At 58.3% G+C, this 22,187-nt stretch carries 21 protein-coding genes and 2 pseudogenes; 8 read left to right on the top strand and 15 right to left on the bottom strand.

From position 1 onward, the window contains the following. Positions 1-19: 19 nt before the first annotated feature. Positions 20-847, bottom strand: coding sequence for a Sir2 family NAD-dependent protein deacetylase (locus SBC1_RS13095; RefSeq protein ID WP_165987964.1), 828 nt, complete (start codon positions 845-847; stop codon positions 20-22). Between the two features lie 214 nt (positions 848-1,061). Here SBC1_RS13095 and SBC1_RS13100 point away from each other — a divergent pair, with 214 nt between their 5' ends. The 3 genes from SBC1_RS13100 to SBC1_RS13110 are packed head-to-tail and all read left to right on the top strand — an operon-like array spanning position 1,062 to position 7,025. Next, the gene (locus SBC1_RS13100) at positions 1,062-2,621 is read left to right on the top strand and encodes a class I SAM-dependent DNA methyltransferase (RefSeq protein WP_165987966.1); all 1,560 of its coding nucleotides are present in this window, start codon (positions 1,062-1,064) and stop codon (positions 2,619-2,621) included. Next, entirely contained in the window at positions 2,611-3,930 is a 1,320-nt protein-coding gene (locus SBC1_RS13105; RefSeq protein WP_165987967.1) for a restriction endonuclease subunit S, read from the top strand. The genes SBC1_RS13100 and SBC1_RS13105 overlap by 11 nt, the downstream gene beginning before the upstream one ends. Before the next feature lie 8 nt (positions 3,931-3,938). Continuing rightward, positions 3,939-7,025: a type I restriction endonuclease subunit R gene (locus SBC1_RS13110; protein WP_165987968.1), complete on the top strand. Its 3,087-nt coding sequence runs from the start codon at positions 3,939-3,941 to the stop codon at positions 7,023-7,025. A 499-nt stretch (positions 7,026-7,524) separates the two neighbouring features. Here the strand turns inward: SBC1_RS13110 and SBC1_RS13115 are convergent, their stop codons facing one another. From SBC1_RS13115 to SBC1_RS13150, 8 genes and pseudogenes are all read right to left on the bottom strand, one after another. Beyond that, positions 7,525-8,145: a hypothetical protein gene (locus SBC1_RS13115; RefSeq protein ID WP_165987970.1), complete on the bottom strand. Its 621-nt coding sequence runs from the start codon at positions 8,143-8,145 to the stop codon at positions 7,525-7,527. A gap of 218 nt (positions 8,146-8,363) precedes the next feature. Then, positions 8,364-8,688 (bottom strand): annotated as a pseudogene (locus SBC1_RS39845) (DNA polymerase Y family protein); the annotation flags it as partial. After that, positions 8,688-9,349, bottom strand: a pseudogene (locus tag SBC1_RS13125) (NAD-dependent deacetylase); the annotation flags it as partial. The pseudogenes SBC1_RS39845 and SBC1_RS13125, both read right to left, overlap by 1 nt. 99 nt (positions 9,350-9,448) lie before the next feature. Then, the gene (locus tag SBC1_RS40565; RefSeq protein ID WP_371826753.1) at positions 9,449-9,874 is read right to left on the bottom strand and encodes a putative phosphothreonine lyase domain-containg protein; all 426 of its coding nucleotides are present in this window, start codon (positions 9,872-9,874) and stop codon (positions 9,449-9,451) included. Positions 9,875-9,925: 51 nt separating this feature from the next. Next, complete coding sequence (locus SBC1_RS13135; RefSeq protein WP_165987974.1) at positions 9,926-10,546, bottom strand: RNA 2'-phosphotransferase; 621 nt, start codon at positions 10,544-10,546, stop codon at positions 9,926-9,928. 43 nt (positions 10,547-10,589) lie between these two features. Next, entirely contained in the window at positions 10,590-10,835 is a 246-nt protein-coding gene (locus tag SBC1_RS13140; protein ID WP_165987976.1) for a helix-turn-helix domain-containing protein, read from the bottom strand. Between the two features lie 87 nt (positions 10,836-10,922). Then, a complete protein-coding gene (locus SBC1_RS39850) occupies positions 10,923-11,303 on the bottom strand; it encodes a hypothetical protein (RefSeq protein ID WP_243830215.1) in 381 nt (126 codons plus the stop codon). 33 nt (positions 11,304-11,336) lie between these two features. Then, positions 11,337-11,729, bottom strand: coding sequence for a hypothetical protein (locus SBC1_RS13150; RefSeq protein ID WP_165987978.1), 393 nt, complete (start codon positions 11,727-11,729; stop codon positions 11,337-11,339). A 25-nt stretch (positions 11,730-11,754) separates the two neighbouring features. Here SBC1_RS13150 and istA (SBC1_RS13155) point away from each other — a divergent pair, with 25 nt between their 5' ends. The 3 genes from istA (SBC1_RS13155) (at position 11,755) to SBC1_RS13165 (ending at position 15,670) form a co-directional block, all read left to right on the top strand. Continuing rightward, positions 11,755-13,212 (top strand): IS21 family transposase, encoded by a 1,458-nt coding sequence (gene istA / locus SBC1_RS13155; protein WP_371826754.1) that lies wholly within the window; start codon positions 11,755-11,757, stop codon positions 13,210-13,212. After that, positions 13,209-14,027 carry an IS21-like element helper ATPase IstB gene (istB, locus tag SBC1_RS13160; RefSeq protein WP_165987981.1) on the top strand — a complete coding sequence of 273 codons (819 nt, stop codon included), beginning with the start codon at positions 13,209-13,211 and terminating at the stop codon, positions 14,025-14,027. The genes istA (SBC1_RS13155) and istB (SBC1_RS13160) overlap by 4 nt, the downstream gene beginning before the upstream one ends. Positions 14,028-14,161: 134 nt before the next feature. After that, complete coding sequence (locus SBC1_RS13165) at positions 14,162-15,670, top strand: DDE-type integrase/transposase/recombinase (protein WP_165105819.1); 1,509 nt, start codon at positions 14,162-14,164, stop codon at positions 15,668-15,670. Positions 15,671-15,797: 127 nt separating this feature from the next. On the opposite strand, the gene SBC1_RS13170 is transcribed toward SBC1_RS13165, so the two are convergent. Both SBC1_RS13170 and SBC1_RS13175 read right to left on the bottom strand, forming a co-directional pair. Further along, complete coding sequence (locus SBC1_RS13170) at positions 15,798-16,319, bottom strand: hypothetical protein (protein WP_165987983.1); 522 nt, start codon at positions 16,317-16,319, stop codon at positions 15,798-15,800. A 170-nt stretch (positions 16,320-16,489) separates the two neighbouring features. Further along, on the bottom strand, positions 16,490-16,834 hold the full coding sequence (locus SBC1_RS13175) for a hypothetical protein (protein WP_165987985.1): 345 nt from the start codon (positions 16,832-16,834) through the stop codon (positions 16,490-16,492). 298 nt (positions 16,835-17,132) lie between these two features. Between SBC1_RS13175 and SBC1_RS40570 the strand changes: the two genes are divergently transcribed. Beyond that, complete coding sequence (locus SBC1_RS40570) at positions 17,133-17,282, top strand: helix-turn-helix domain-containing protein (RefSeq protein ID WP_371826732.1); 150 nt, start codon at positions 17,133-17,135, stop codon at positions 17,280-17,282. 356 nt (positions 17,283-17,638) lie between these two features. Then, on the top strand, positions 17,639-18,772 hold the full coding sequence (locus SBC1_RS13185) for a GNAT family N-acetyltransferase (protein WP_165988851.1): 1,134 nt from the start codon (positions 17,639-17,641) through the stop codon (positions 18,770-18,772). Positions 18,773-18,774: 2 nt separating this feature from the next. Here SBC1_RS13185 and SBC1_RS13190 read toward each other — a convergent pair whose 3' ends face one another. The 4 genes from SBC1_RS13190 to istA (SBC1_RS13205) are packed head-to-tail and all read right to left on the bottom strand — an operon-like array spanning position 18,775 to position 21,745. Next, entirely contained in the window at positions 18,775-19,233 is a 459-nt protein-coding gene (locus SBC1_RS13190) for a hypothetical protein (protein WP_165987989.1), read from the bottom strand. Between the two features lie 40 nt (positions 19,234-19,273). Then, on the bottom strand, positions 19,274-19,492 hold the full coding sequence (locus tag SBC1_RS13195; RefSeq protein ID WP_165987991.1) for a hypothetical protein: 219 nt from the start codon (positions 19,490-19,492) through the stop codon (positions 19,274-19,276). Continuing rightward, complete coding sequence (gene istB, locus SBC1_RS13200; protein WP_165987993.1) at positions 19,489-20,256, bottom strand: IS21-like element helper ATPase IstB; 768 nt, start codon at positions 20,254-20,256, stop codon at positions 19,489-19,491. Before istB (SBC1_RS13200) ends, SBC1_RS13195 begins: the two co-directional genes overlap by 4 nt. Beyond that, entirely contained in the window at positions 20,243-21,745 is a 1,503-nt protein-coding gene (gene istA / locus SBC1_RS13205; RefSeq protein WP_165987995.1) for an IS21 family transposase, read from the bottom strand. Before istA (SBC1_RS13205) ends, istB (SBC1_RS13200) begins: the two co-directional genes overlap by 14 nt. Positions 21,746-22,187 lie beyond the last annotated feature (442 nt).

The raw sequence follows: 22,187 nt of genomic DNA on the forward strand, positions 1-22,187 counted from the left end.
TTCATTTAAGCGCCCCTCGTCATCCAACTCTTTGGTCAAGCAGCTTAAGCGTCGCGGCCGCCGCGCCTTCTAATCCAACACCATGCGAAGGGCTAACATGGGGCTCCCTAAGATTAATCCGAATGAGCCTGCCCAATGCGTATCGTTCACTGAAACGTCGTACTGTGGGTAGGGATTTTCCGGCGCCGAGTTCAACGACAATCAGCCTAGAAACGGAACAAATCCAAGCTGCAAATCGCTTCTGTTGCATCTCATACGGCGCATCAACCCACGCCCAATCTGCAAACATCAAAATATTTGGACGTGCGAAGGCGCCGCAGTGCGGACAACGTGGCATTGGGCTTTCCAGTTCGGACGTCTTCTCATTCACGAGCGGATGAAATTGCTTGGCCGACCATGTATCGTTCGTGCAGACATCGAGGCATTGAAGTGTGTGAATCGACCCATGGCATTCGTGGATTCGGTCTGCGGAGAACCCGGCTTTTTGGAACTGGCCATCAACATTGCTCGTGAACACGAAGGCACCATGACTCATCCGGTCCGCCCATCTGCGCAGAATCGCGAAGCCTTCATGCGGAACGGTGTCACGGTAAAGCTTCAGGCGGTGTCCGTAGAAGCCCCAAGCGAGCTCCGGATGCTCCGCAAACCTTTCAGGGTTTGCCATGTCTTCGAACGAGAGGCCTTGGTGCCGAAGCGCGGGATAAGCTCGCCAGAAACCTTCCGAGCCGCGGAAGTCGGGAAGGCCCGAATCGACGCCCATTCCTGCGCCCGCGGTGATGAGCAATCCGTCGGCTTCTCGCAGCCAGCCAGCAGCTTTCTCCAGCTTTTCATCTTGCGAACCGGACATATCTGTTCCCCCATTAGATTACGACGACTATCGAAGCTCCTACCGGCGAAATCTACCGCTCGCCAGACGTCTGGACGCCCCGCGGCACCGTACTCAAGCCGGTCGGCGAGTCTAGGTGCCATTCAAGATAGAATCGCTCACAATTTCTTGGTGGCGAGATGCCGGGCTTTATGCCTGGATATACACCTGACTATGACCGGACGAACCAGCTCTGATGCTTGACGACATCAAAAAGACCCTGTGGGCAACCGCCGACAAGCAACGCGCCAATATGGACGCTGCCGAGTACAAACACATCGTGCTCGGCCTCATTTTCCTTAAGTACATATCCGATACTTTTGCTGCCCGGCGCGCCGAGCTGACCCGCCGCTTTGCCGACGAAGGCGACGAATACTTCCTGCATGGCAGCGACGACGAGCTGCTCGCCGACGAGCTAGAGGACCGTGACTACTATCGCGAGGTCAACGTATTCTGGGTGCCCGAAACCGCGCGTTGGGAGAGTCTGCGCAGCGCAGCCAAGCAGACCGACATCGGCAAGCGCATTGACGAGGCGCTGGCGGAAATCGAAGCCGAGAACCCCAAACTCAAAGGCATCCTGGACAAGCGCTATGCCCGCTCGCAGTTGCCGGACGGCAAACTAGGCGAGCTGGTCGACCTGATTTCGACCATCGGCTTTGGCGAGGACGCCAGCCACGCGCGCGATGTGCTCGGGCAGGTGTACGAATACTTCCTCGGCCAGTTCGCCAGTGCCGAAGGCAAAAAAGGCGGGCAGTTCTACACGCCAGCCTCCATCGTCAAGACACTTGTCGCGGTATTGGCGCCCCACCACGGCAAAGTCTACGACCCCTGCTGCGGCTCCGGCGGCATGTTCGTGCAGTCCGAGAAATTCATTGAAGCCCACGGAGGAAAACTTGGGGACGTGTCCATCTACGGGCAGGAGTCCAACCCCACCACCTGGCGGCTAGCCGCGATGAACCTCGCGATTCGAGGTATCGACTACAACCTCGGGCGCGAACCGGCCGATACATTCGTGCGCAACCAGCACCCGGACCTGCGCGCCGACTTCGTGCTGGCCAATCCACCCTTCAATATCAGCGATTGGTGGCACGGCAGCTTGGAAGGTGACCCGCGCTGGGTGTATGGAACGCCGCCGCAGGGCAACGCCAACTACGCCTGGCTCCAGCACATGCTGTATCACCTCAAGGCCAATGGCCGCGCTGGCATCGTGCTGGCCAATGGCTCGATGAGTTCCGGCCAGAACTCCGAAGGCGACATCCGCCGCGCCATGGTGGACGCCGATGTGGTCGAAGTCATGGTGGCCCTGCCGGGTCAACTTTTCTTCAACACGCAGATTCCGGCCTGCCTGTGGTTCCTCGCCAAACAGAAAGCCAGCCGCCATGGTGAGGTGTTGTTCATCGACGCCCGCAAGCTCGGCAGCATGATTAGCCGTGTGCAGACGGAACTGACCGACGAGATTATTGCGCGCATCGCCAAAACTGTCGCCGCCTGGCGCGGCGACGCGATTGATGGTGTCGGCAAGTACGTGGACGTTCCCGGCTACTGCCGGACCGTGAGTCTCGCCGAGATTGCTGAGCACGGCCATGTGCTGACGCCGGGGCGCTATGTCGGCGCCGAGGAAGTTGAGGACGACGACGAACCTTTTGCCGAGAAAATGCAGAAGCTCACGGAAAAACTGGGCGAGCAGATGGCGAAAGGAGCAGAGCTTGACCAAGTGATTCGGCAGAAGCTGGGGGGGCTGGGGTATGAGTTTTGACCTCCCCGCACTGCCCGACCGCTGGAAATACACTCCCCTTGAGCAATTGGCGCAAAAGAATTCAGTAACCTACGGTGTTGTCCAACCTGGTGCAGCGTTGACGGATGGAGTGCCAATTGTACGAGTAAACAACTTCAAAGACGGCCACATTGAAATGGCCGACTTGATGCGAATTGCCCCTGAAATTGAAGCAAAATACAACCGTACTCGTTTGCAGGGCGGCGAGGTTTTACTAACGGTAGTCGGTAGCGTCGGCCAGGTGGCCGTTGTGCCGCCGTCGCTGAGGGGGTTCAATGTCGCCCGTGCTGTGGCTGTGATTCATCCGGTCAGCACAATCGAACCCGAGTGGATTGCGTTCTGCCTTAGGTCGCCATTATCCCAACATCTTCTCGCAAGCCGCGCCAATACCACAGTTCAAACAACGATAAATCTAAAAGACCTTCGGGCGCTTCCGATTCCGTTACCGCCAGCGGTCGAGCGCAAAAAGATTGCCGCAATCTTGGGAGCCATTGAGGACCGCATCACCCTCCTGCGCGAAGGTAACGCGACGCTGGAAGCCATTGCCCAAGCCCTTTTCAAGTCGTGGTTTGTCGATTTCGACCCGGTACGCGCCAAGCGGGAAGGGCGCGTGCCTGACGGCATGGATGAACGCACCGCTGCGCTTTTCCCCAACGGGTTCGAGGGGGCTGAGCTGGGCCTAGTGCCCACGGGTTGGCGCTTGACCACATTGGCAGGCGCGTACGAAATAAATCCGAAGCGCACGCTGAGGAAAGGGGCGCCAGCGCCCTATGTGGATATGGCGAGCGTTTCAACAGTCGGGCATTCTGTGGAGTCGGTGGTACCCCGAGCAATGGGCTCCGGTTCAAAGTTTCAAAATGGTGATTCCCTGTTAGCGCGAATTACGCCGTGTCTTGAAAATGGAAAGTCAGCTTTCGTCGATTTCCTTGAGTCAGACCAGGTAGGGTGGGGTTCGACGGAGTTCGTGGTTCTGCGACCCAGACCACCGCTGCCTTCTTTTCATGGGTATCTGCTTTGCCGGCATTCCGCATTTAGAGAATTTGCCATTCAGAGCATGTCGGGAACCAGCGGCCGTCAGCGAGTCGCGAATGATGTCTTGGCGAGGTACATAATTGCCTGCCCCTCCGAAGCAGTCGCGAATGCATTTGCTGAGATTGTTGAACCTCTGCAGGCAAAGATTACAGGCAATCATACTCAGCTCACTGTGCTTGCAGATATGCGCGACACCCTTCTCCCTCGTCTGATTTCCGGACGACTCCGTCTGTCCGAAGCCGAGGCGCTCGTCGCCTGAGAACGACCATGACCGAAGACCAACTTGAACAGGAAACGCTGGGCTGGCTGGCCAATGTGGGTTACTGCTGCCTTTTCGGCCCGGACCTCGCACCGGATGGTGCCGATGCAGAACGGGCCAACTATCGTCAGGTATTGTTGGTCGAACGTCTGCGCAGCGCCATTGCTAGCTTGAACCCCGGCATTCCACTCCAGGCACGGGAGGATGCTTTGCAACGGGTACGGGACCTCGGCATCCCAGCGCTGCTCTCGGCTAACCGGCGCTTCCATCAATTGCTGGTCGGTGGCGTACCGGTGGAATATCAACGCGACGGTGAGACACGCGGTGATTTCGTGCGGCTCATCGACTGGGCCAATCCGGCGGCCAACGAGTGGCTAGCAATCAATCAATTTGCCATCAAAGGCCCGCACCACACACGACGGCCCGACGTGATGCTGTTCGTCAATGGCCTGCCGCTGGTACTGCTGGAGCTTAAGAATCCCGCCGACCAAAACGCTGACATCTGGAAGGCCTATGACCAGATTCAGACCTACAAGGCGCAGATTCCGGACGTCTTTCAGTACAACGAGGTCCTGGTGATTTCGGATGGGTCGCAGGCGCGCATGAGTTCGCTTTCAGCCGATGCGGAGCGCTTCATGCAGTGGCGCACCATCGACGGCGCCACGCTTGACCCACTCGGCCAGTTTAACGAGCTGGAAACTTTGATACGCGGTGTGCTGGCACCGACCTACCTGCTGGACTACTTGCGCTTCTTCGTGCTGTTCGAGGACGACGGCGTAGTGGTCAAGAAGATTGCTGGCTACCATCAGTTCCACGCGGTGCGCGCGGCTATCCAGCAGGTGGTCACGGCATCGCGCCCCGGGGCGAGCCACAAGGGCGGAGTGGTCTGGCACACGCAGGGCAGCGGCAAGAGCATCACCATGACCTGCTTCGCAGCCCGCGTGATGCAGGAAGCGATGATGGACAATCCGACCATAGTCGTCATCACCGACCGAAACGACCTCGACGGTCAACTTTTCGGCGTGTTCTCGCTGGCACAGGACCTGTTGCGCGAGCAGCCGGTGCAGGCCGGCACCCGCCAGGATTTGCGCGCGAAGCTCACTAACCGGCCCTCGGGCGGCATCGTGTTCGCCACCATCCAGAAGTTCATGCCCGGTGAGGACGAAGACACGTTCCCGGTGCTCTCGGACCGAAGCAACATCGTGGTCATCGCCGACGAAGCGCACCGCACCCAATACGGGTTTGAGGCGCAACTGAAGGGCAAACCGGGCCAGGAAAAGTATCAGGTCGGCTACGCGCAGCACCTGCGCGACGCACTCCCCAATGCCACCTTCGTAGCCTTTACCGGCACGCCGGTATCGAGTGAGGACCGTGACACGCGCGCCGTGTTCGGGGAGTACATCCACGTCTATGACATGCAACAGGCCAAGGAGGATGGGGCCACGGTAGCCATCTACTTCGAGTCGCGCCTGGCCAAACTGTCGCTCAAGGCCGGGGACCTGCCACACATCGACGCGGAAGTGGACGAACTGGCTGAGGACGAAGAGGAAAGCCAGCAGGCCAAACTCAAGAGCCGCTGGGCAGCGCTGGAAAAGGTCGTCGGTGCAGAACCCCGCGTGGCCGCTGTGGCGACCGACCTCGTCGCGCACTTCGAGGAACGCAACAAGGCTCAGAACGGCAAGGCCATGGTGGTGGCGATGAGCCGCGAGATTTGCGTCCACCTCTACGACGAAATCGTCAAACAGCGCCCCGACTGGCACGACCCGGACCCAGAGAAAGGCGCCATCAAAATTGTCATGACTGGCTCAGCGAGCGATAAGGCTCTGTTGCGGCCGCATATTTACAGCGGCCAGGTCAAGAAGCGGCTGGAAAAGCGTTTCAAGGACCCGGCTGACCCGCTGCGCATCGTCATCGTGCGCGACATGTGGTTGACTGGCTTCGATGCGCCTTGCGTGCATACGTTGTACGTGGACAAGCCGATGAAAGGTCACAACCTGATGCAGGCAATTGCCCGGGTGAACCGCGTCTTCAAGGACAAGCAAGGCGGCCTCGTAGTCGACTACATTGGCATCGCCAACGAGCTGAAGAGCGCGCTGAAGGAGTACACCGCCAGCAATGGGCGAGGTCGTCCGACGGTCGACGCGGCCGAGGCGTATTCCGTGCTGGCAGAAAAGCTCGACATCCTGCGCGGCATGCTCCACGGTTACGATTTCAGTGGCTTCCTGACGGGCGGACATAAGTGCCTCGCTGGTGCGGCCAATCATGTGTTGGGCCTTAAAGACGGCAAGAAGCGATTTGCCGACACAGCGCTCGCCATGAGCAAAGCCTTTACACTGTGCTGCACGCTCGACGAAGCCAAAGACGTGCGTGAGATGGTGGCCTTCATGCAGGCGGTGAAGGTCATCCTCACCAAGCGCGAGCTGAGCGACAAGAAGAAGACCAATGAGGAGCGCGAACTTGCCATCAGGCAAATCATCAGTTCGGCCGTGGTGTCCGAGAAGGTGGTCGATGTGTTCGAGGCGGTCGGGCTCGAAAAACCCAACATTGGAATTCTCGATGAAGCCTTCCTCGCTGAAGTTCGTAACCTGCCCGAACGCAACCTCGCCGTGGAACTGCTAGAGCGGTTGCTGGAAGGCGAAATCAAGAGCCGCTTTGCAAGCAACGTGGTGCAGGAAAAGAAGTTCTCTGAGATGCTCGCCAACGTGGTGACGCGTTATCAGAATCGGGCCATTGAAACTGCCCAGGTCATCGAAGAGCTCATCGACATGGCCAAGAAGTTCCGCGCTGCCGCGACTCGGGGCGAGGAACTGGGCCTGACGGAAGACGAAATCCGCTTCTACGACGCGCTCGCCAATAACGAGTCAGCCGTGCGCGAGTTGACCGACGAGACGCTCAAGAAGATTGCGCATGAACTCACCGAAAACTTGCGCCAGAACATCACAGTGGACTGGTCGGAGCGAGAGAGCGTGCGAGCCAGACTGCGGCTGATGGTCAAGCGCATCCTGCGTAAATACAAGTACCCGCCGGACCAGCAGGACGGCGCAGTGGAATTGGTCCTGCAGCAGGCTCAGGCGCTCGGGGAGGCATGGAGCTAGCCAGGCCTCAACATTTCCCCGAAGCGCTCCAGCGGTCGCTTCGGTACTGTGATTTCACGACATCAGAGTCAACCGCTCCCCATGATTGACCTATCTGGAGATAGAACAGGTGCGGTAGCTCTCCCGTGTAGCCGCGTCGGCGCGCCTCCTGGAACAGCGCCCAGGATTGTGTTCGTACGCCATGAAAACGGGCCTGACGGGCAATGCGTTCAAGCGTTTCACCCAGCGCAGCGTAATGTCGCTGGTTAGCTTGCGCTGTCAGTAGCGTGTGCAACTCTGCCATCTCGTGCCGGTGACGGCGCCAGGTCCACGCGGTGCGTACCGGCGAAGCTAGCGGACCATTTCATAGCCCAGCCAGCGCAATCGGGGCTTCGCATCGACAGCGCGCAGGGTTTCGCCCTCCAGGCCGTTGCCCGACGCCGGAGGTAAGGATGTATCGCGGAAACAAGCTAAAGGGCTCGATGGTGTAGCGCAATTAAGGTCGTTTTTCTTTTGCGCCTCAGTACCGTACGACCATCAGCTTGGTAGCTGTAGCGTGGTCTTGCCAGTTGGTAGCCGTTCCGCATACGTTTGTTCTGCCCTCGGTTCGCGTGACAATGACGTCACGCCAGCCGGAGTAATCACCTGTCATGCCGTCTTGCAACAACACACCGGATTTGAGCGAGGTCTTCTTCTTGCCGGTACCGACAGTTTCGTATTTGACAGGAAGCTTGAAAAATGTGTTCCCATGACGGCCAGACAGTTCGACGGTTTTCACTTTGGCCCCTTTTGGTGTGCGCACGCATACCACCGAGCAGGAGGCTACGTCCTTTTTCCCGAGGGCTTTATTCCAATACTTGGCTAGCTCGCCGCCATGTGAGTCCGAGATTTGGTCCGCTTGAGCCGCAATCACCACGACGGTTGCCGCATGTGGACCGAATTCGGCGCCCGTTGCAGCCACGAATGCCGGATTACTTAACACGGCAAGTGGACTCTTGCTAACCCCGCACGGCGGGTGGCCCTTGAACTTATGGATGTACACCCCCTCTGGGACGACTGTCTGAATGCTTTCCTCCTCCGCTTGGACAAATGTAGGTGAAAGAGCCAAAGCAGCAACGATACAAAAGGTGAGGTTCTGCATGACGCCCTCCTATATCGCCGATTTGTTGGGCGAATGATAGGTTTCGGATAGTCGAACGCAAGGAAATAGTCGCCCGCTTGTGTGCGGTTTCGCACATTCAAAGAAGCACGAGTTCTTCTCCGTGCGAGGCGGCCGCGAAGAATCGAGAAGTTGGTGAACGCAAAAAGCTCCGCATAGTCCGGAAGCACTGACGACGGGAAGTCCGCGACGACACCTTATTATCCGAACAGGCCGTGGAGAAACCAGCGGACTTCTTCCGACTTCACGCTCGGACGCTTGCGATAAATCCAGTAGCAGCTTTTATCCGTAGCTTCTGCCACGTAGTAGTCGCGCGTGACCAGTTCGCCGTCATGCCATCCGGCTAATGCGCTCGCCCGTCGAGACGAGCTTGAGGGGCGAGCCGTAAAACGGACGATAGTTCTTCACCATCAGGCGAATGGGCTCGTCGAGCAACCAGGCCGGTCGTGGCAGGCCAGGCGGCGGCACGGACGCTTTCGCCTCGTCCTAGACGAGCACCCAGCGGTTCGCGAATTCTGGTCTGTGCCAAGTTCCACTACAACCTGCTTCGATACCGATGAAATCCAGGCCGCCAATCGTTCCCCTTGCTTTTCATATGGCACGTCAACCCACGCCCAGTCTCCGAACATCAAAATATTTGGACCCGCAAGCGCAATGCAGCGCGGGCAACGGGGCGTTGGGCTTTCCAGCTCGGACGTCTTCTCAATTACGACCAAATGAAATTTTTTGGCCAACCACGTATCGTTCGTGCAGACATTCAGGCATTGAAGTGTATGAATCGACCCATGGCATTCGTGGACCCGGCTTTCGGGAAATCCGGCCTTTTGGAACTGTCCGTCCACGTTGCTCTTGAATACGAAAGCGCCACAGGCATGCGGTCCGCCCACCGGCGCAAAATCGCGAAGCCCTCGTGCGGGACGGTCTCACGGTAAAGCTTCAGGCGGTGTCCGTAGAAGCCCCAGGCAAGCTCCGGATGCTCCGCAAACCTTGCGGGGTTTGCAATGTCCTCGAACGAGAGGCCGTGGTGGTGAAGCGCAGGGTAGGCTCGCCAGAAGCCTTCCCAGCCGCGAAAGTCAGGAAGGCCCGAATCGACGCCCATTCCGGCGCCTGCAGTGATGAGCAGACCGCCTGCTTCGCGCAGCCAACCAGCCGCTTTCTCCAGCTTTTCGTCTTGCGAATAGGTCATCGGTGTAAGCGTCTCTGTGCAAAAGAGCGTGGCGCGACGAAATGTTGCCGGTATGCGTCTGCCAAGCAATCTCAAGTCGCCATGCTCGGTCACCTGCTGCTAAGCACGAACGTACCATTCGTCGGGGCCGTAATTCCGGTTCAGCGTGTCGATGTCACGCTTGTACCCGAGTTCCTCCGCAAAGCCCAGCGACCGCAGCACTTCACGTATGTGCAAGAGGTCTTGTCTGTCTGTCCAGTCCCGTGTGTATACGCAAATAACGTGACCATCACGCCGCTGACTCCGCAAAGCCGTGGATACCTTGGCGAACAAGAGCTCATCGGCCTCCACTGCGCCCCTAATCTTGGTCCAGGCCAAGTCGACATCGGCTGACGTCACGAAAATGCACCACTTGCCCGTTGTAGGTCCCGAGCGGATGATGCTGCAGCTAGGGGATTTCCTCATCTGCCAGCTCCGACTGAAGTCTTCCGAGGGGCGCTCGGACCTACTGAATAGCAGCTCTTCAAGACGCGATTGCTCGTTCATTTCAAGTCGGTTGCGAAGAATGTCTTGGGTCTCGCTGAGCACGCGCTGTCATCACTTCTGCCCGCGCTCATCGTGTTTTAATTGAGACAGGTATATAGGCGGGACTACCGCGGTAAGCCAAACGCCGTTATCCGAGCGAGAGAAAGGGTGCCCATCGACGTACATCTGCGAAGCGTTCACGACGAGAACCAATGGTGACCCGTGGCGAGCACCTACTTGCGTTGCCGTGTCGATGTCCGTGCTCAGATGGACGGCGTGCCTGGTTCGAGGTGTCAATCCTTCAACGGTGATACTCGCCCAGTTGCTCCACGCGGTGCCGTGATAGAGAATGGCCGGGGGCTCTATTGCGGCATAGCCTAGGTTCACCTCTATCGAGTGACCTTGCGCCGCGCGTATTCGCTCGCCGTCTGCGGATAGTGAGAAGCGCTGTTTGTCGCTCGTCGCGACGACCGCCAGAATGACGTCTCGCGTAACTGCTGGCATCGTTCTCAACCGCTTTGACGCACCCGCAGTACGCGCAGCGCGTTCGATTGCGCGTATCAGTTCGTCGACAGGTACCCAGCCCTGACTGTCGAGCCGGATGCCAATCATCTCGGGTTCATGTCGCAAAATCTTCGAAAGAAGTCTGCCAACCGCGACCAAGTCAGTGGGGAGATGCTTATCGGCTTTCATGTCCACTTAGATATGTGTCCGCGCACAACGGGGCGCATTTCGCTCATTCTTCGCCCGCTGTTGAAGCTTGATAGGCTCTTACCGCAGCACGCTGGTCGGCCTGATAGGCCAGTACTGACGCCTTTTCCACGAATCGGTGGTTCCCCGCTATGTGGTGAAGCTTGAGTTTTCCTTGCTCGAGCAGCTTCAGAACGTGTGGACGGGAAACGAATAACAGTTTCGCCGCGTCGGCGATAGATATGAAATCGCCAGCTTCGGATGGTGGGGAAATCTTTGCGTTCTTCGACATTGTGGCTCACCTCCTCGCAAAACAACCATCCCTACCGCGCCTTGTTTGAACGATGCAAGCTCTCAACCGCTTAGCGTTGCGTTGGCTTCAATTCCTTTTCTGTCGCGTGGCGCGCAACTGTTCCAACTCAACGCTGAGCGCGTCGATTTGCGCTTGCATGCCAGCCGCTCGTTTGAGTAGCTGCCCGACTGCATGCCAATAGGCATATCCCAGGTCCCCGTCCGCCAAGCCCAATTCATGGAACTTGCGAAGCGCAATCTCAAGGTCAATATCGGTACCCGAGTTCATCTCATTTCCCTGTTTTAAGGCGCTGTGGTCGCGCTCCGCCGCAGGCGTGCGCCCGAACAAATTCCCTTCGTTCACGTATCTCTTTTTGATGTGCAGCATGACCAAGCTGAGTACAAACGCGACTGCCGGCACGACCAGAAGTGCGGGATTACTGAGCGCGAAGGTCAGGAGTTCTTTCATGACAGGCGGACGTAGGAACCTGGGGTCTCGTGTTTACGGGAACAGTCGCGCATATTGTTCCGCAAAGGTCGCGGCTTCTTTCACAACCGACTTAACATCTTCGGCTGATAACCATTGGAGTGGCGTAGCACCTTCCAGCGCCTCAGCCGGGGTCGTGAAGAAGTCGAACTTGGTCCATGAGTCAATTTTTCCCAGACGACGTATGACTTTTCTGAAGTCGTCACGGAAAATCATGGGCGTTAGGAAGAACGCGTGGTGCGCGACAATTGGGAAGTCCGCTTTTGCGACAACTATGATGGCCGGTGGTGAGGTGTCGAAGGCGGCGTAGCCGCCGTAGACGACGAACCACCGGCAGCGCTGATTCGGCGGGGAATAGGATGGTCGACTGCAGCTAAAGAGCAGTTCGCCAATGTCTGGAACCCACATCACCGATCGACAGGTTCATCTCTACATGACCAAGCGCAAAGACCACACACAGGAAGTTGCCGCCGCGAAAGCAGGTATGAGCGTGCGCACGGCTCGCCGCGTAACCAAAGCGACCGAGTTGCCCTCGCAGAAGCCAGAACGCGATTGGCGGACGCGGACAAATCCCTTTGCCGACGTTTGGGACAGCGAAATCGTGCCGTTGTTACGCTGTTCGCCGAAACTCAAAGCCATCACCCTTCTGCGCAAGCTGCAAGAAGACCATGCTGATCGTTTCCCCGACAGCATGCGTCGCACCCTTGAACGGCATATCAGCCAATGGCGCGCGCTCGAAGGACCCGGCAAGGAGGTGTTCTTCCCTCAAACCTACCAGCCCGGCGTGCGCGGGCTGTCGGACTTCACGCACATGGAGAAACTGGGTGTAACGATCGCCGGTGTTGCGTTCGGACATTTGCTCTATCACTTTGTGCTGGCGTTCTCGCGCTGGGAATACGCCAGCGTCGTTGACGGCGGAGAGAGTTTCCAGGCACTGGCAGCAGGATTGCAGAACGCTTTATGGCAGGCGGGCGGCTGCCCCAGCGAGCACCGCTCCGACAGTCTGTCGGCAGCTTTTAAGAACCTTCAGGAGAAGGACGACTTTACGGTTCGCTACGCGGCGTTGCTTGGGCACTATGGCATGGAAGGCACGCGCAACAACCGTGGCTTAGGTCACGAGAACGGCAGCGTGGAATCATCGCATCGCTACTTGAAGGACGCGGTCGATCAGGCACTGGAGCTGCGCGGTCATCGCGATTTCGCTGATCGGGCGGCCTACGAGGAGTTTGTGCGCAGCGTGGTGATGCGCCGCAATCGACGTAATGCTGCCGCGTTCCAAGTGGAGCGCGGATACCTAAAGGAGCTGCCTGAGCATCGTACGACCGACTTCATTGAGGACGAAGGACGCGTGACACGCTCTGGCACATTTACGGTGGATGGCAGCATCTACAGCGCGCCCTCACGCCTAATCGGACATCGCTTGAAAGTACGACTCTACAGCGATCGGCTTGACTGCTATCTGTCGGGAGCGCTCGTGCACAGCACGGCGCGAGTCAGGCGTACGAGCACAGGTCGCGGGCGTGGAATTGATTATCGACACTTTATTGAGTCGCTCAAACGCAAACCCCAAGCCTTCAGGGGCCTCGTGTTTCGTGACGATCTGTTTCCACGCGATGCGTACCGCCGGACTTGGGAGCGCCTGGATCAAGCACTGAGCCCGCGCAACGCGTGCAAGGTCATCGTGGGCCTGCTGGAGCTTGCCGGCAACTACGGCGTAGAGGCAGAACTGGCCCAGCGGCTTGACGTGTTACGGGAACTCGGAGAGCTGCCCGATTTGGAAGCGCTCTTCGCAGAATTTGCTCCGCGCCAGGCCGAATGTCCCATTGTGTTAGTCGAGATGCCCGACGCCTCGATCTACGACGCGTTGCTTGACGAAGAGGTGCTCGCATGAGCGCACCGACGTACGACACCGGCAGCATGGGACTGATGCTCAACGAATTGCGTCTGCCAACAATCGGTCGACTGTGGTCTGACTTCGCCCAACGGTCCGACAAAGAAGGCTGGCAAGCATCGCAACTGATGGGCGCATTGTTCGAGCACGAATTGGCTGAACGTGCAAAACGCAGGCTGGAACGTCATCGCGTCGAATCGCAATTGGATCCGACCAAGACCCTCGCCACGTTCGACTTCAGCGTCGTGCCCATGGTATCGAAGGCACATGTCATGGCGCTGGCCACAGGCGATGCGTGGCTCGAGAAAGGTGCCACGATCCTCCTGTTTGGGCCGCCTGGCGGGGGCAAAAGTCATCTTGGAAGCGCCATCGGACACGCCTTAATCGACGCGGGCTATCGGGTCCTGTGCACCCGCACCAGCGAATTAGTGCAGAAGCTTCAGGTAGCGCGAAAGAGCCTGCAATTGCCGTCGGCGCTCGCCAAACTCGATCGCTTCGATCTTATTATCCTGGACGACCTGTCCTACGTCAGGAAGGACCAGGCCGAAACCAGCGTGCTGTTCGAGTTGATAGCCGAGAGATATGAAAGAAAAAGTCTTCTCATCACGGCCAATCAACCATTCTCGGGGTGGAATGACGTGTTTCCTGACCCTGGTATGACCGTCGCCGCCATAGACCGCCTCGTTCATCACTCGACGATCTTCGAACTGAATGTCGAAAGCTATCGGCGCCGCAACGCCAATGACAGACAGAAAGAGCGGCGGCGTCAATTACCCACAGACGACCACAACGGAGCGACAACTATAGCCAATTGACAGCGACAATTACCCCCGTCGACCGGCGCATTGACTCACCAAAACTGCAACTTCCGCTGACCTGTTGCCTCATGTAGTTTGCTACCGGTCGGATTGTCCGGCAGGAGCGGCGCGAGGTGACGAGGCAAATCAGCATGACGACACGCAAGGAGTTGGTTGCAGCATTGCAATTGCGGTATAGCAGCGCGGCGTTCGGCGACCGGATCAAGATTCTCGACGAGTTCGTAGCTTTGACTGGGTATCACCGCAAGCACGCCATACGGCTGCTGCGTGAGAAAGCATCCCCGACGCAGGGGACGCCCGCACGGAATCGTCTCTATGACGAGGCAGTGCGCCAAGCATTGATTGTGTTGTGGGAAGCGGCCGATAGGATTTGCGGCAAGCGTTTAAAGGCGCTGATTCCAATGTTGGTTGATGCCATGGAACGGCATGGTCACCTTGACCTGGATCCAGTTGTCAAATCGAAGCTCCTTCAAATCAGCGCGGCGACCATCGATCGCATGTTGGCCGATGCGCGGTTGCACATCGACGGGCAGCGTAAGCGCCGCAAGGGCGTGGGTGCAGCCATTCGACGAAGCATCCCGGTGCGCACATTTGCTGACTGGCGCGATCCGCCACCCGGCTTCTTTGAAATCGACATGGTCGAACACTGCGGTGGCCCGAAGACCGACGGTGACTTTGTTCACACGCTCACGTTGACTGACATCGCCACCGGCTGGACAGAATGCGTGGCCATGCGAGTGCGTAACCAGATGCTGGTCATTGAAGGATTGGACAAAGCGGCGGCCGATCTGCCATTCGCAATGCTTGGGGTGGACTCGGATAACGACAGCGCGTTCATGAACCAGAGCGTCTTCGATTACTGCAAGGGACGTGGTCTTGTTCAGACGCGCTCGAGAGCCTACAAGAAGAACGATCAAGCTTGGGTGGAGCAGAAGAACGGCTCTATCGTGCGTCGGTTGGTGGGCTATGGTCGGCTGAGTGGCCTCGATGCCAGGAACGCCTTGGCGCAGCTGTACGCATCATCGCGGCTATACATTAACTTCTTCCAACCCTCGTTCAAGCTGAAGTCCAAGACGCGCGATGGCGCACGCGTGCACAAGGTCTACTTCGCGCCGGCGACGCCGTGCGATCGGCTTCTGGCGCACGACAGCATCGAACCCGCTATCAAGGAGAAACTGAAGGTGCAGTTCAAAGAACTCGATCCTGTGCGCCTTCTGCAGGAGATGCGAACGGCTCAGCAAATATTGAGCGATCTCGCTGCCCACGGAGTGCGTGCCGAAACGGTATCTGCGGACGCATCGGACGTTGCAGTCTTCCTCGCAAACCTGTCTGTGGCGTGGAAGGACGGGGAAGCACGGCCCACTCATCGAAAACAGCCTGCAGCGAAACACTGGTGGAGAACCCGAGTCGATCCGTTTGCCGACGTATGGCCGGTTATTGAAGGCTGGCTAATTGCTGAACCCTCTGCGTCGGCCCGAGCAGTGATGAGTCGACTTGCCGCAATGGTGCCCGACGTCTATGCAAGCAAAGCACAGTTACGGACGCTACAGCGCCGCGTTAAGGTGTGGCGAGCCGAGCGCGTAAGAGAACTCATCTTGGGCGGCGTGCGCAAGTCCGCCGAGACGCCGGTTGAAGCTTAAGGTGGGGAAAACTGAAATCCGAAGAGGCCGGGCGCTCCGCGCCCGGCAAACCATAAGAGGAAGGAAAAAGACAAAACGACAACAATCGGTCGGGTAACATTCCTTCTTGAGGCAACACGACCGGCCATCATAGTTGTCGCGCAACCGGACATCGTAGTTGACGATATCCAAACGCGGGATAGTAAGCTTCAGGTCCAAAGTAGGTGCGGAAAATCCGCCCGGAATCGACAAGCTTATCGAGCTTCTTTTCTGTGATGCCGGCGGCGTTGCAAAAGTCGCGAGTTCGAAGCAATTTGCCTTGAAGCACAAGTGGGTAGCGCTCAGCGTTCGCTTTATTAGCCCCGGGTATAGGCTCATGTTCGGGTGTCCCCTTCGATGCACGTTTGACGCGCTTTCGAAGATTCTCTTCTTCTTCGCGAAGCGCAGATAGGTCAAGTCCGTACGCCTCGGCTATGCCCATCGCTTCACAGAGATGATTCTTGAACATGCGGCCAAGCGCTGCATCAGGGATTTGCAGCAGCGTTTCAGTGGCTTTCGGGTCGCAAAGGATTGCGGCGACGACGGCGCGACGTAAAATATGTTGTATCCATTCTTCATTGAGCGATGTGTCGTTCTTCGTCTCACGCGTAGACCGAGGCGGCATGGTCATTCCCTTACTCAAGCAATGCGAAGTGTTATGCATCGTTTCACGGGAGTGCAAACACTTGACAGACTTCCGTCTGTTGGTGGCTTGTGCAGGCTCCAGATGACACTTTGCAACCGCTGCCCCATCTTTGCCCCCAGTCCTTACTAGCATTTGGCAATCAATCAGGGTCGGCGCTAAGCATCGTCGTGACCCGCTAACTTCGTGAGCATTTCCTCTGTGACATCCTTAGTCATGCCGCCGCCTCCGTTGAAGTCAAACCTGCTGTCCCATACGTCCACAACCTCCCAAAATCCCCCGGGCTTGCCAACGAGTTGATAGGTGAGGCCGTCGCTCGACTGCGCGCGCATCGCTTTCTGGTTGAATGAAATGAGGGCCGAACTCACGCATCCCTGGTCAAGGAAGTCATAGCCGACGAGACGCTTCAAACCGTCATCGTTCTCGAAGATTCTCCAGCGCCATAAAGAGACATCAGGCTCGACCGCTGCAAGAGAACGCTTCCGGAGTGACATCAGGTTCACCTCATTCTCGTGACGGGGTTGTCCACTAGTATTTCGTGGTGCACATCCACCTTCGGAATCGTGCACACCCGCGAGGACCGCATTGTCTACGTTTGCACAGTAGACGTTTGCACAGTATATATATAAACAGTAGAAGTTTGAGCAGTATATGTAAATACAGTATATGTTTAAAAGGTAGACGTAAAGGTCATGTTGCTCCAACCTCCGGGCCATGACCGACACTGATAGCAAAGACATCGACCCCATCCTCCGGCGCAGGGTGGCAGACCACGTCCGAAGACTGCGCCTGGAAAAAGGTATGTCCCAGGAACTACTCAGCGTCGAGTGCGGTTTCCACCGGACGTACGTAAGCCAAGTTGAACGCGCAACGACCAATATCACGCTCGACAACCTGCAGCGGCTCGCGCAAGGGCTTGGGGTAGACCCATCAGAGCTGCTCCGCCCCTAAACTCGCCAAAGCACCTCGTGCCCTTAACTTGTTGTGGCTGGGGCAACGGACGCGCAGTTGCCGACCGCGTCGCGCGAGCAACCTGTCGAGCTGAGCCTCCCCACCTCCTCGAAACACCGCTCCGCGATACGACGGTCGGCCGACCAAATGCCGACTGACGTCAATCTCCATGGGCGACGGACGCTCGCTGCGTCCGGTCGGTCAAAGGCTTGGACAGGCACTGTTTTGTCCTAGTCGATAGCGGTCGCGGCGTGCTGAGCGGGGGTCTCGGGCAGTCGAGCAAGACTTGTAGCAGAATGCTTCATTCGGGACGCCCGGTCGTCCCCTTGAAAAACTCTTCAAAGGTCCACCGCAGCGTGACTTCGAGCATCGAAATCCAGGTAGTTGATTCCATTGAAGATGTACCGGCAGACGCCTGGAACGCTCTCGCGGGCAGCAATCCGTTCGTCCAGCACGCGTATCTCTCTGCTATGCATGTCTCGGGATGTGCCTCGAAGCGCTCGGGATGGCAGCCTCTCTATTTATTGATGCGCCGACAAGACGCCCTGATTGGCGCCATGCCGCTGTACCTTAAAAGCCATTCAAGGGGGGAGTATGTCTTTGACCATTCATGGGCAGATGCCTTCCAGCGGCATGGTCTGCGTTACTACCCGAAGCTGTTGAGCGCAGTTCCTTTCACGCCGGTGACGGGACCTCGGCTTCTTGCGAAAACGCATGAAGACAGAGTGCTGCTCGCCCGTGGCGCGATTCAATATGCCCGCCAAATCGACGTTTCCTCATTGCACGTCCTGTTTCCACAAGAAGAAGATTTGGCCGCGATGTCCGACGCCGGCTACATGCAGCGCGAGGGTGTTCAATTCCACTGGACGAATGACGGATATGCCGATTTCGACGCCTTCTTGGCCTCGATGAATCAGCAGAAACGGAAGAAGGTCAAGCAGGACCGCCGACACGTCGCGGAGGCAGGTGTCACGTTCAGGTGGCTGCGCGGATTGGAGATTGACGAAGATGCACTAGATTTTTTCTACTCGTGCTATGAGAACACCTACAAAGAGCACTGGAACCCGCCGTACCTGACTCGCGAATTCTTCGGCCTCATCCACCAAGCGATGCCAGATACTATGCTGCTCGTCCTTGCGGAATCCGATGGCGAGCGGCTTGCATGTGCTCTTAACATCATCAATGACGGCGTGATGTATGGGCGTTACTGGGGTACCCGAGAGTTCGTGTCAGGCCTCCACTTCGAGACTTGCTACATGCAAGGAATCGAGTATTGCATAGTGAACGGGCTGGACGCCTTCGAAGGTGGGGCGCAAGGCGTTCACAAGATGTCGCGTGGGATGCTGCCGACTCCGACCTGGTCTGCCCATTGGATTGCTGATGACCGATTCGCCCATGCCATCAGCGAATTTTTGGACGAAGAGACGGCCGCCATGGACGAGCACATTGGTGAACTTGAAGCACATACTCCGTTTAAGAGCAGGAAGTGATGTTAGTGCTCCATACGGCGTTTCGCGACTGCGCGCCAGTAATGTGCCTCCCTCTTGGCCGCGTCCAACTGCATCAAGAGCCGGGCCTCCGCTCGCGCTGCCATTACCTCAACTTGAATTAGTTTTGTCTCGAGCATCGCTGTCTCCGCTTCCTGCTCGACAAGAGCCTCCTGCAAGCGGGCCTCAACGCTCGTACCCTGCAACCGCTTTACTGCTCGGACGTAGCACTCCCACGCGTAATCGCTCTTGTGGTCGAGCGCCTGTCTCATAGTCGATGCGAGGTTCTCCCACGTCAAAGCGATACGGCGTTTCTGGAATGAGGCAACAATCTCATCGGCCTTGTTGTCGCCATAGAGACGCTTTATCGAATGCAGCCCCGCGCCTTTAGGCGCCCCAATTGTTAGCGGCGGTGTAAATCCGGCACTAAACGGCGGTGCAAGATTGAGTACGAGCGTCAACAAGTAGGGGCCGTTACCGGCGCCTACTGTCGAGTAATGGTCATCAGAATGGATCGTCGACGTCGTTCAGGTGAGGGTTCACGGGAGGGACGCGTTGTTCGTGCAGCTGTTCATGCAATTGGACCTGATAGTGCATGCAGATTCGCTCGCGTAGATCGTCGATGAGTTCGACGACAGCGAGCGCTTGATCGGCGGACCAGTCGTCGGGGATCAGGAAGTCGAGCCCACCGGTGGTTCCGGAAGGCAGGTGAAGGCGGGTCATGATGTCTTCTTCTCGGCCTTTGCCGCACTACGTTTCTTCGTGCGTTGCTCAGCGCGTTCACGCGCCTCCTTCACGCGATAGGACTCTCCCTCGATCACGACGACTTCCGCACGATGCACCAGTCGATCAACAAGGGAGACGACGCAAGCCGCGTTCGGAAACACCTCATGCCATTCGCCAAACGGTCGATTGGTCGTGACCACCGTTGATGCAACCCCGTATCTCCTGCTGACGAGTTCGAACAGCAGATCCGCGTGGCGGTTCGAGTATGAGAGGTAACCGACCTCGTCGATCACGAGGACGTCGGGCGCGGCATAGCGGTTCAGTCGGCGGCGCAAGGCCGAATCGCTATCGAGCGCGGCCAGTTCACCGAGCATCTGGCCGGCCGTCGTGAACAAGGCCGTGTGGCCATGCACGATTGCCTGATAGGCGAGATTGAGCGCCAGTGTCGATTTGCCGACGCCGTTTGGGCCTATCAGCACGACGTTCGCGGTGTCCTTGACGAACTCAAGCGCCATCAACTCTTCGACAACGGCGCGATCGCACCGCTTGGGCCATGCCCAGTCGAAGTCGCACAGCGGTTTGAAGCTGCCCAGATGGGCATCGCGGATACGTCGCTCCAGAGAACGGCGTCCGCGCTCGTCCTCTTCCCACTGCAGCAATGGCGCGACCCACGGCTCGACCACCACATCGGGCCAGTGTGCTATGAGTCCATACAGGCGCAAGGCGTGCGCGCGGTTTTGCAGATCATCAGGCGAGCTCATCAGTGCCTCCCGTGATCTGGTCGTAAATGTCGAGCCGATGGGGTGTCACCAGCGTGTCTTTCTTACGCACGTGTTCCGGCATCGGGATGACCACTGGCGGAGGCAGCTTGCGCGCCTCGCGCCGGCGCTCCAGCGCCAGACGTACCGGATTCGGGTGAGGTGCAGCACCACTGGCGAGAGTCTCCTCAATGGCCGCCTGCAGTTCGGAGGCGCCATAGCGGTCAAGCAGGCGCAGCAGGTTGGCTGTGATGTTGCCCAAGTTGCCGCCTCGTTCAGCGGCGCGCAGCATCAGCTTCTGGCTGGCCGGTGCCGCCTGGGCCAGATGGTCGAGGCCGCGATGGTGACGGGCCTCGCGTTTGCGTGCAACGAGGGTGTCGATGTGTGTAGCAATTTCGATCTGTGCGCCGCGATCGTAACTTCGCACATGGGTGGCGAGCAGATCGGCGCCGTCCAGAATGCGTACCTGGTGCGGATCGGCCCGTACCGTGGGCGTGCGCCGCACGTGCGTATGTGGGATCGTGTAGTCGTTCAGGTCGAAACGTACGTAAGGCGTCTTGTTGACCTTCACGGCCAGTTGTAGCTCGCGCGGGTACGGATTCGCCGGCAAGGCTAGCAGGCTGGGCTGTTCGCGGGCGAAGGCCTCACGCACGGTGATCGTGGGCTCTTCCCGGCACGGTCGATCAGCCGCAGGTCCAGCGCACCAGAGGGCGGCCTGGGCATTGAGGTCGTCAAGGTCGACGAATTTGCGCGCGGCAAAGAAATTCTCGCGTACAAACCGTATAGCCCTTTCGACGCGACCCTTCTCATTTCCTCGGTACACGGCCACGGGACGGGGCTCGTAGCGATGATGCGCGGCGAACGCGAGCAGCGTCGGGTTGAAGCGGATCGCGTCGCCCCGACGTTCGAGCACTGCACTTTTAAGGTTGTCGTACAGGACGACCCTTGAGACGCCGGACCATGCCGCGAAGGCACCGGCGTGACCAGCCAGGAAGCTGTCCATGCGCGCATCGAGGAAGAAGTGCAGATAGATCTGCCTGGACCACGACAGCACCATCACGAAGGCCATCAGGGGTCGGCGCGCACGTCCGATCTGCAGATGGCCGAAGCTCCCCCAGTCGCATTGAGCTTGCTCCCCAGGCAAGGTGCGAAGCCGAAGGTACGCTTCGGCCACCGGGCGCGGACGATGAAGCGAAACCAGGTGTCTGAAGTGGTGCTGACCGCCGCGGTAGCCGCGCTCATAGACCATCGCATACAGGCGGCTGGCCGTGAGTGACGGAAACTTCTTCAGAGTCTCATGGATGAACGGCAGATAGGCATCGATCTGCGAGGGCCGCAGCACTGGGCCAATCCGGGGCAGTCCAGCCTGCGCCAGCACGCGCTGGACGGTGCCGCGGTTGACGTGTAACTGGCGCGCGATGGTGCCACAGCGCCACTTCTCGACATGGTAGTAGCGCAGGATCTGCGCTTCGAGTTCAACTCCGATGGTCATGGGTCACTTCCTGTGCAGTGAGTAGCAGTACGAACGTCACGAAAGACCCGACGGCGCAGTGGCCCGAGGCGTACGAAGCCCGGACAGACGCAGTGGCAGAAGTGGCAATGCTCAGCCACCGGTGTGGCGCTGTTAGGTACCGCTGCTCTGGCCGCCGACGTCGTCGAAGTCGGTGCCAGTAGAGCATCGGCGGCAGGCACGGCGGAACCGTGATGCGTCACTTTATTCTGGCGGCTGCGATAGCGGCGCATTCGTTGGGCGTGCGCAAACCGGCCGTGGCGACTGCGCTGATAGCGCTGAGCGGCCTCGCGCAAGCTGGCCTGGCGTGAGGCCCGAGAGCAGTCGCCTTCGCAGTAAATCTGTCCGCGGTCACAACGGCGGCAAACAATGACCTGCGCCCGGCAGCTGGCGCAAACAAAGAGGCGGCCTGACGCCGGCATCG

Source organism: Caballeronia sp. SBC1, from assembly GCF_011493005.1.
GTDB lineage: Bacteria > Pseudomonadota > Gammaproteobacteria > Burkholderiales > Burkholderiaceae > Caballeronia.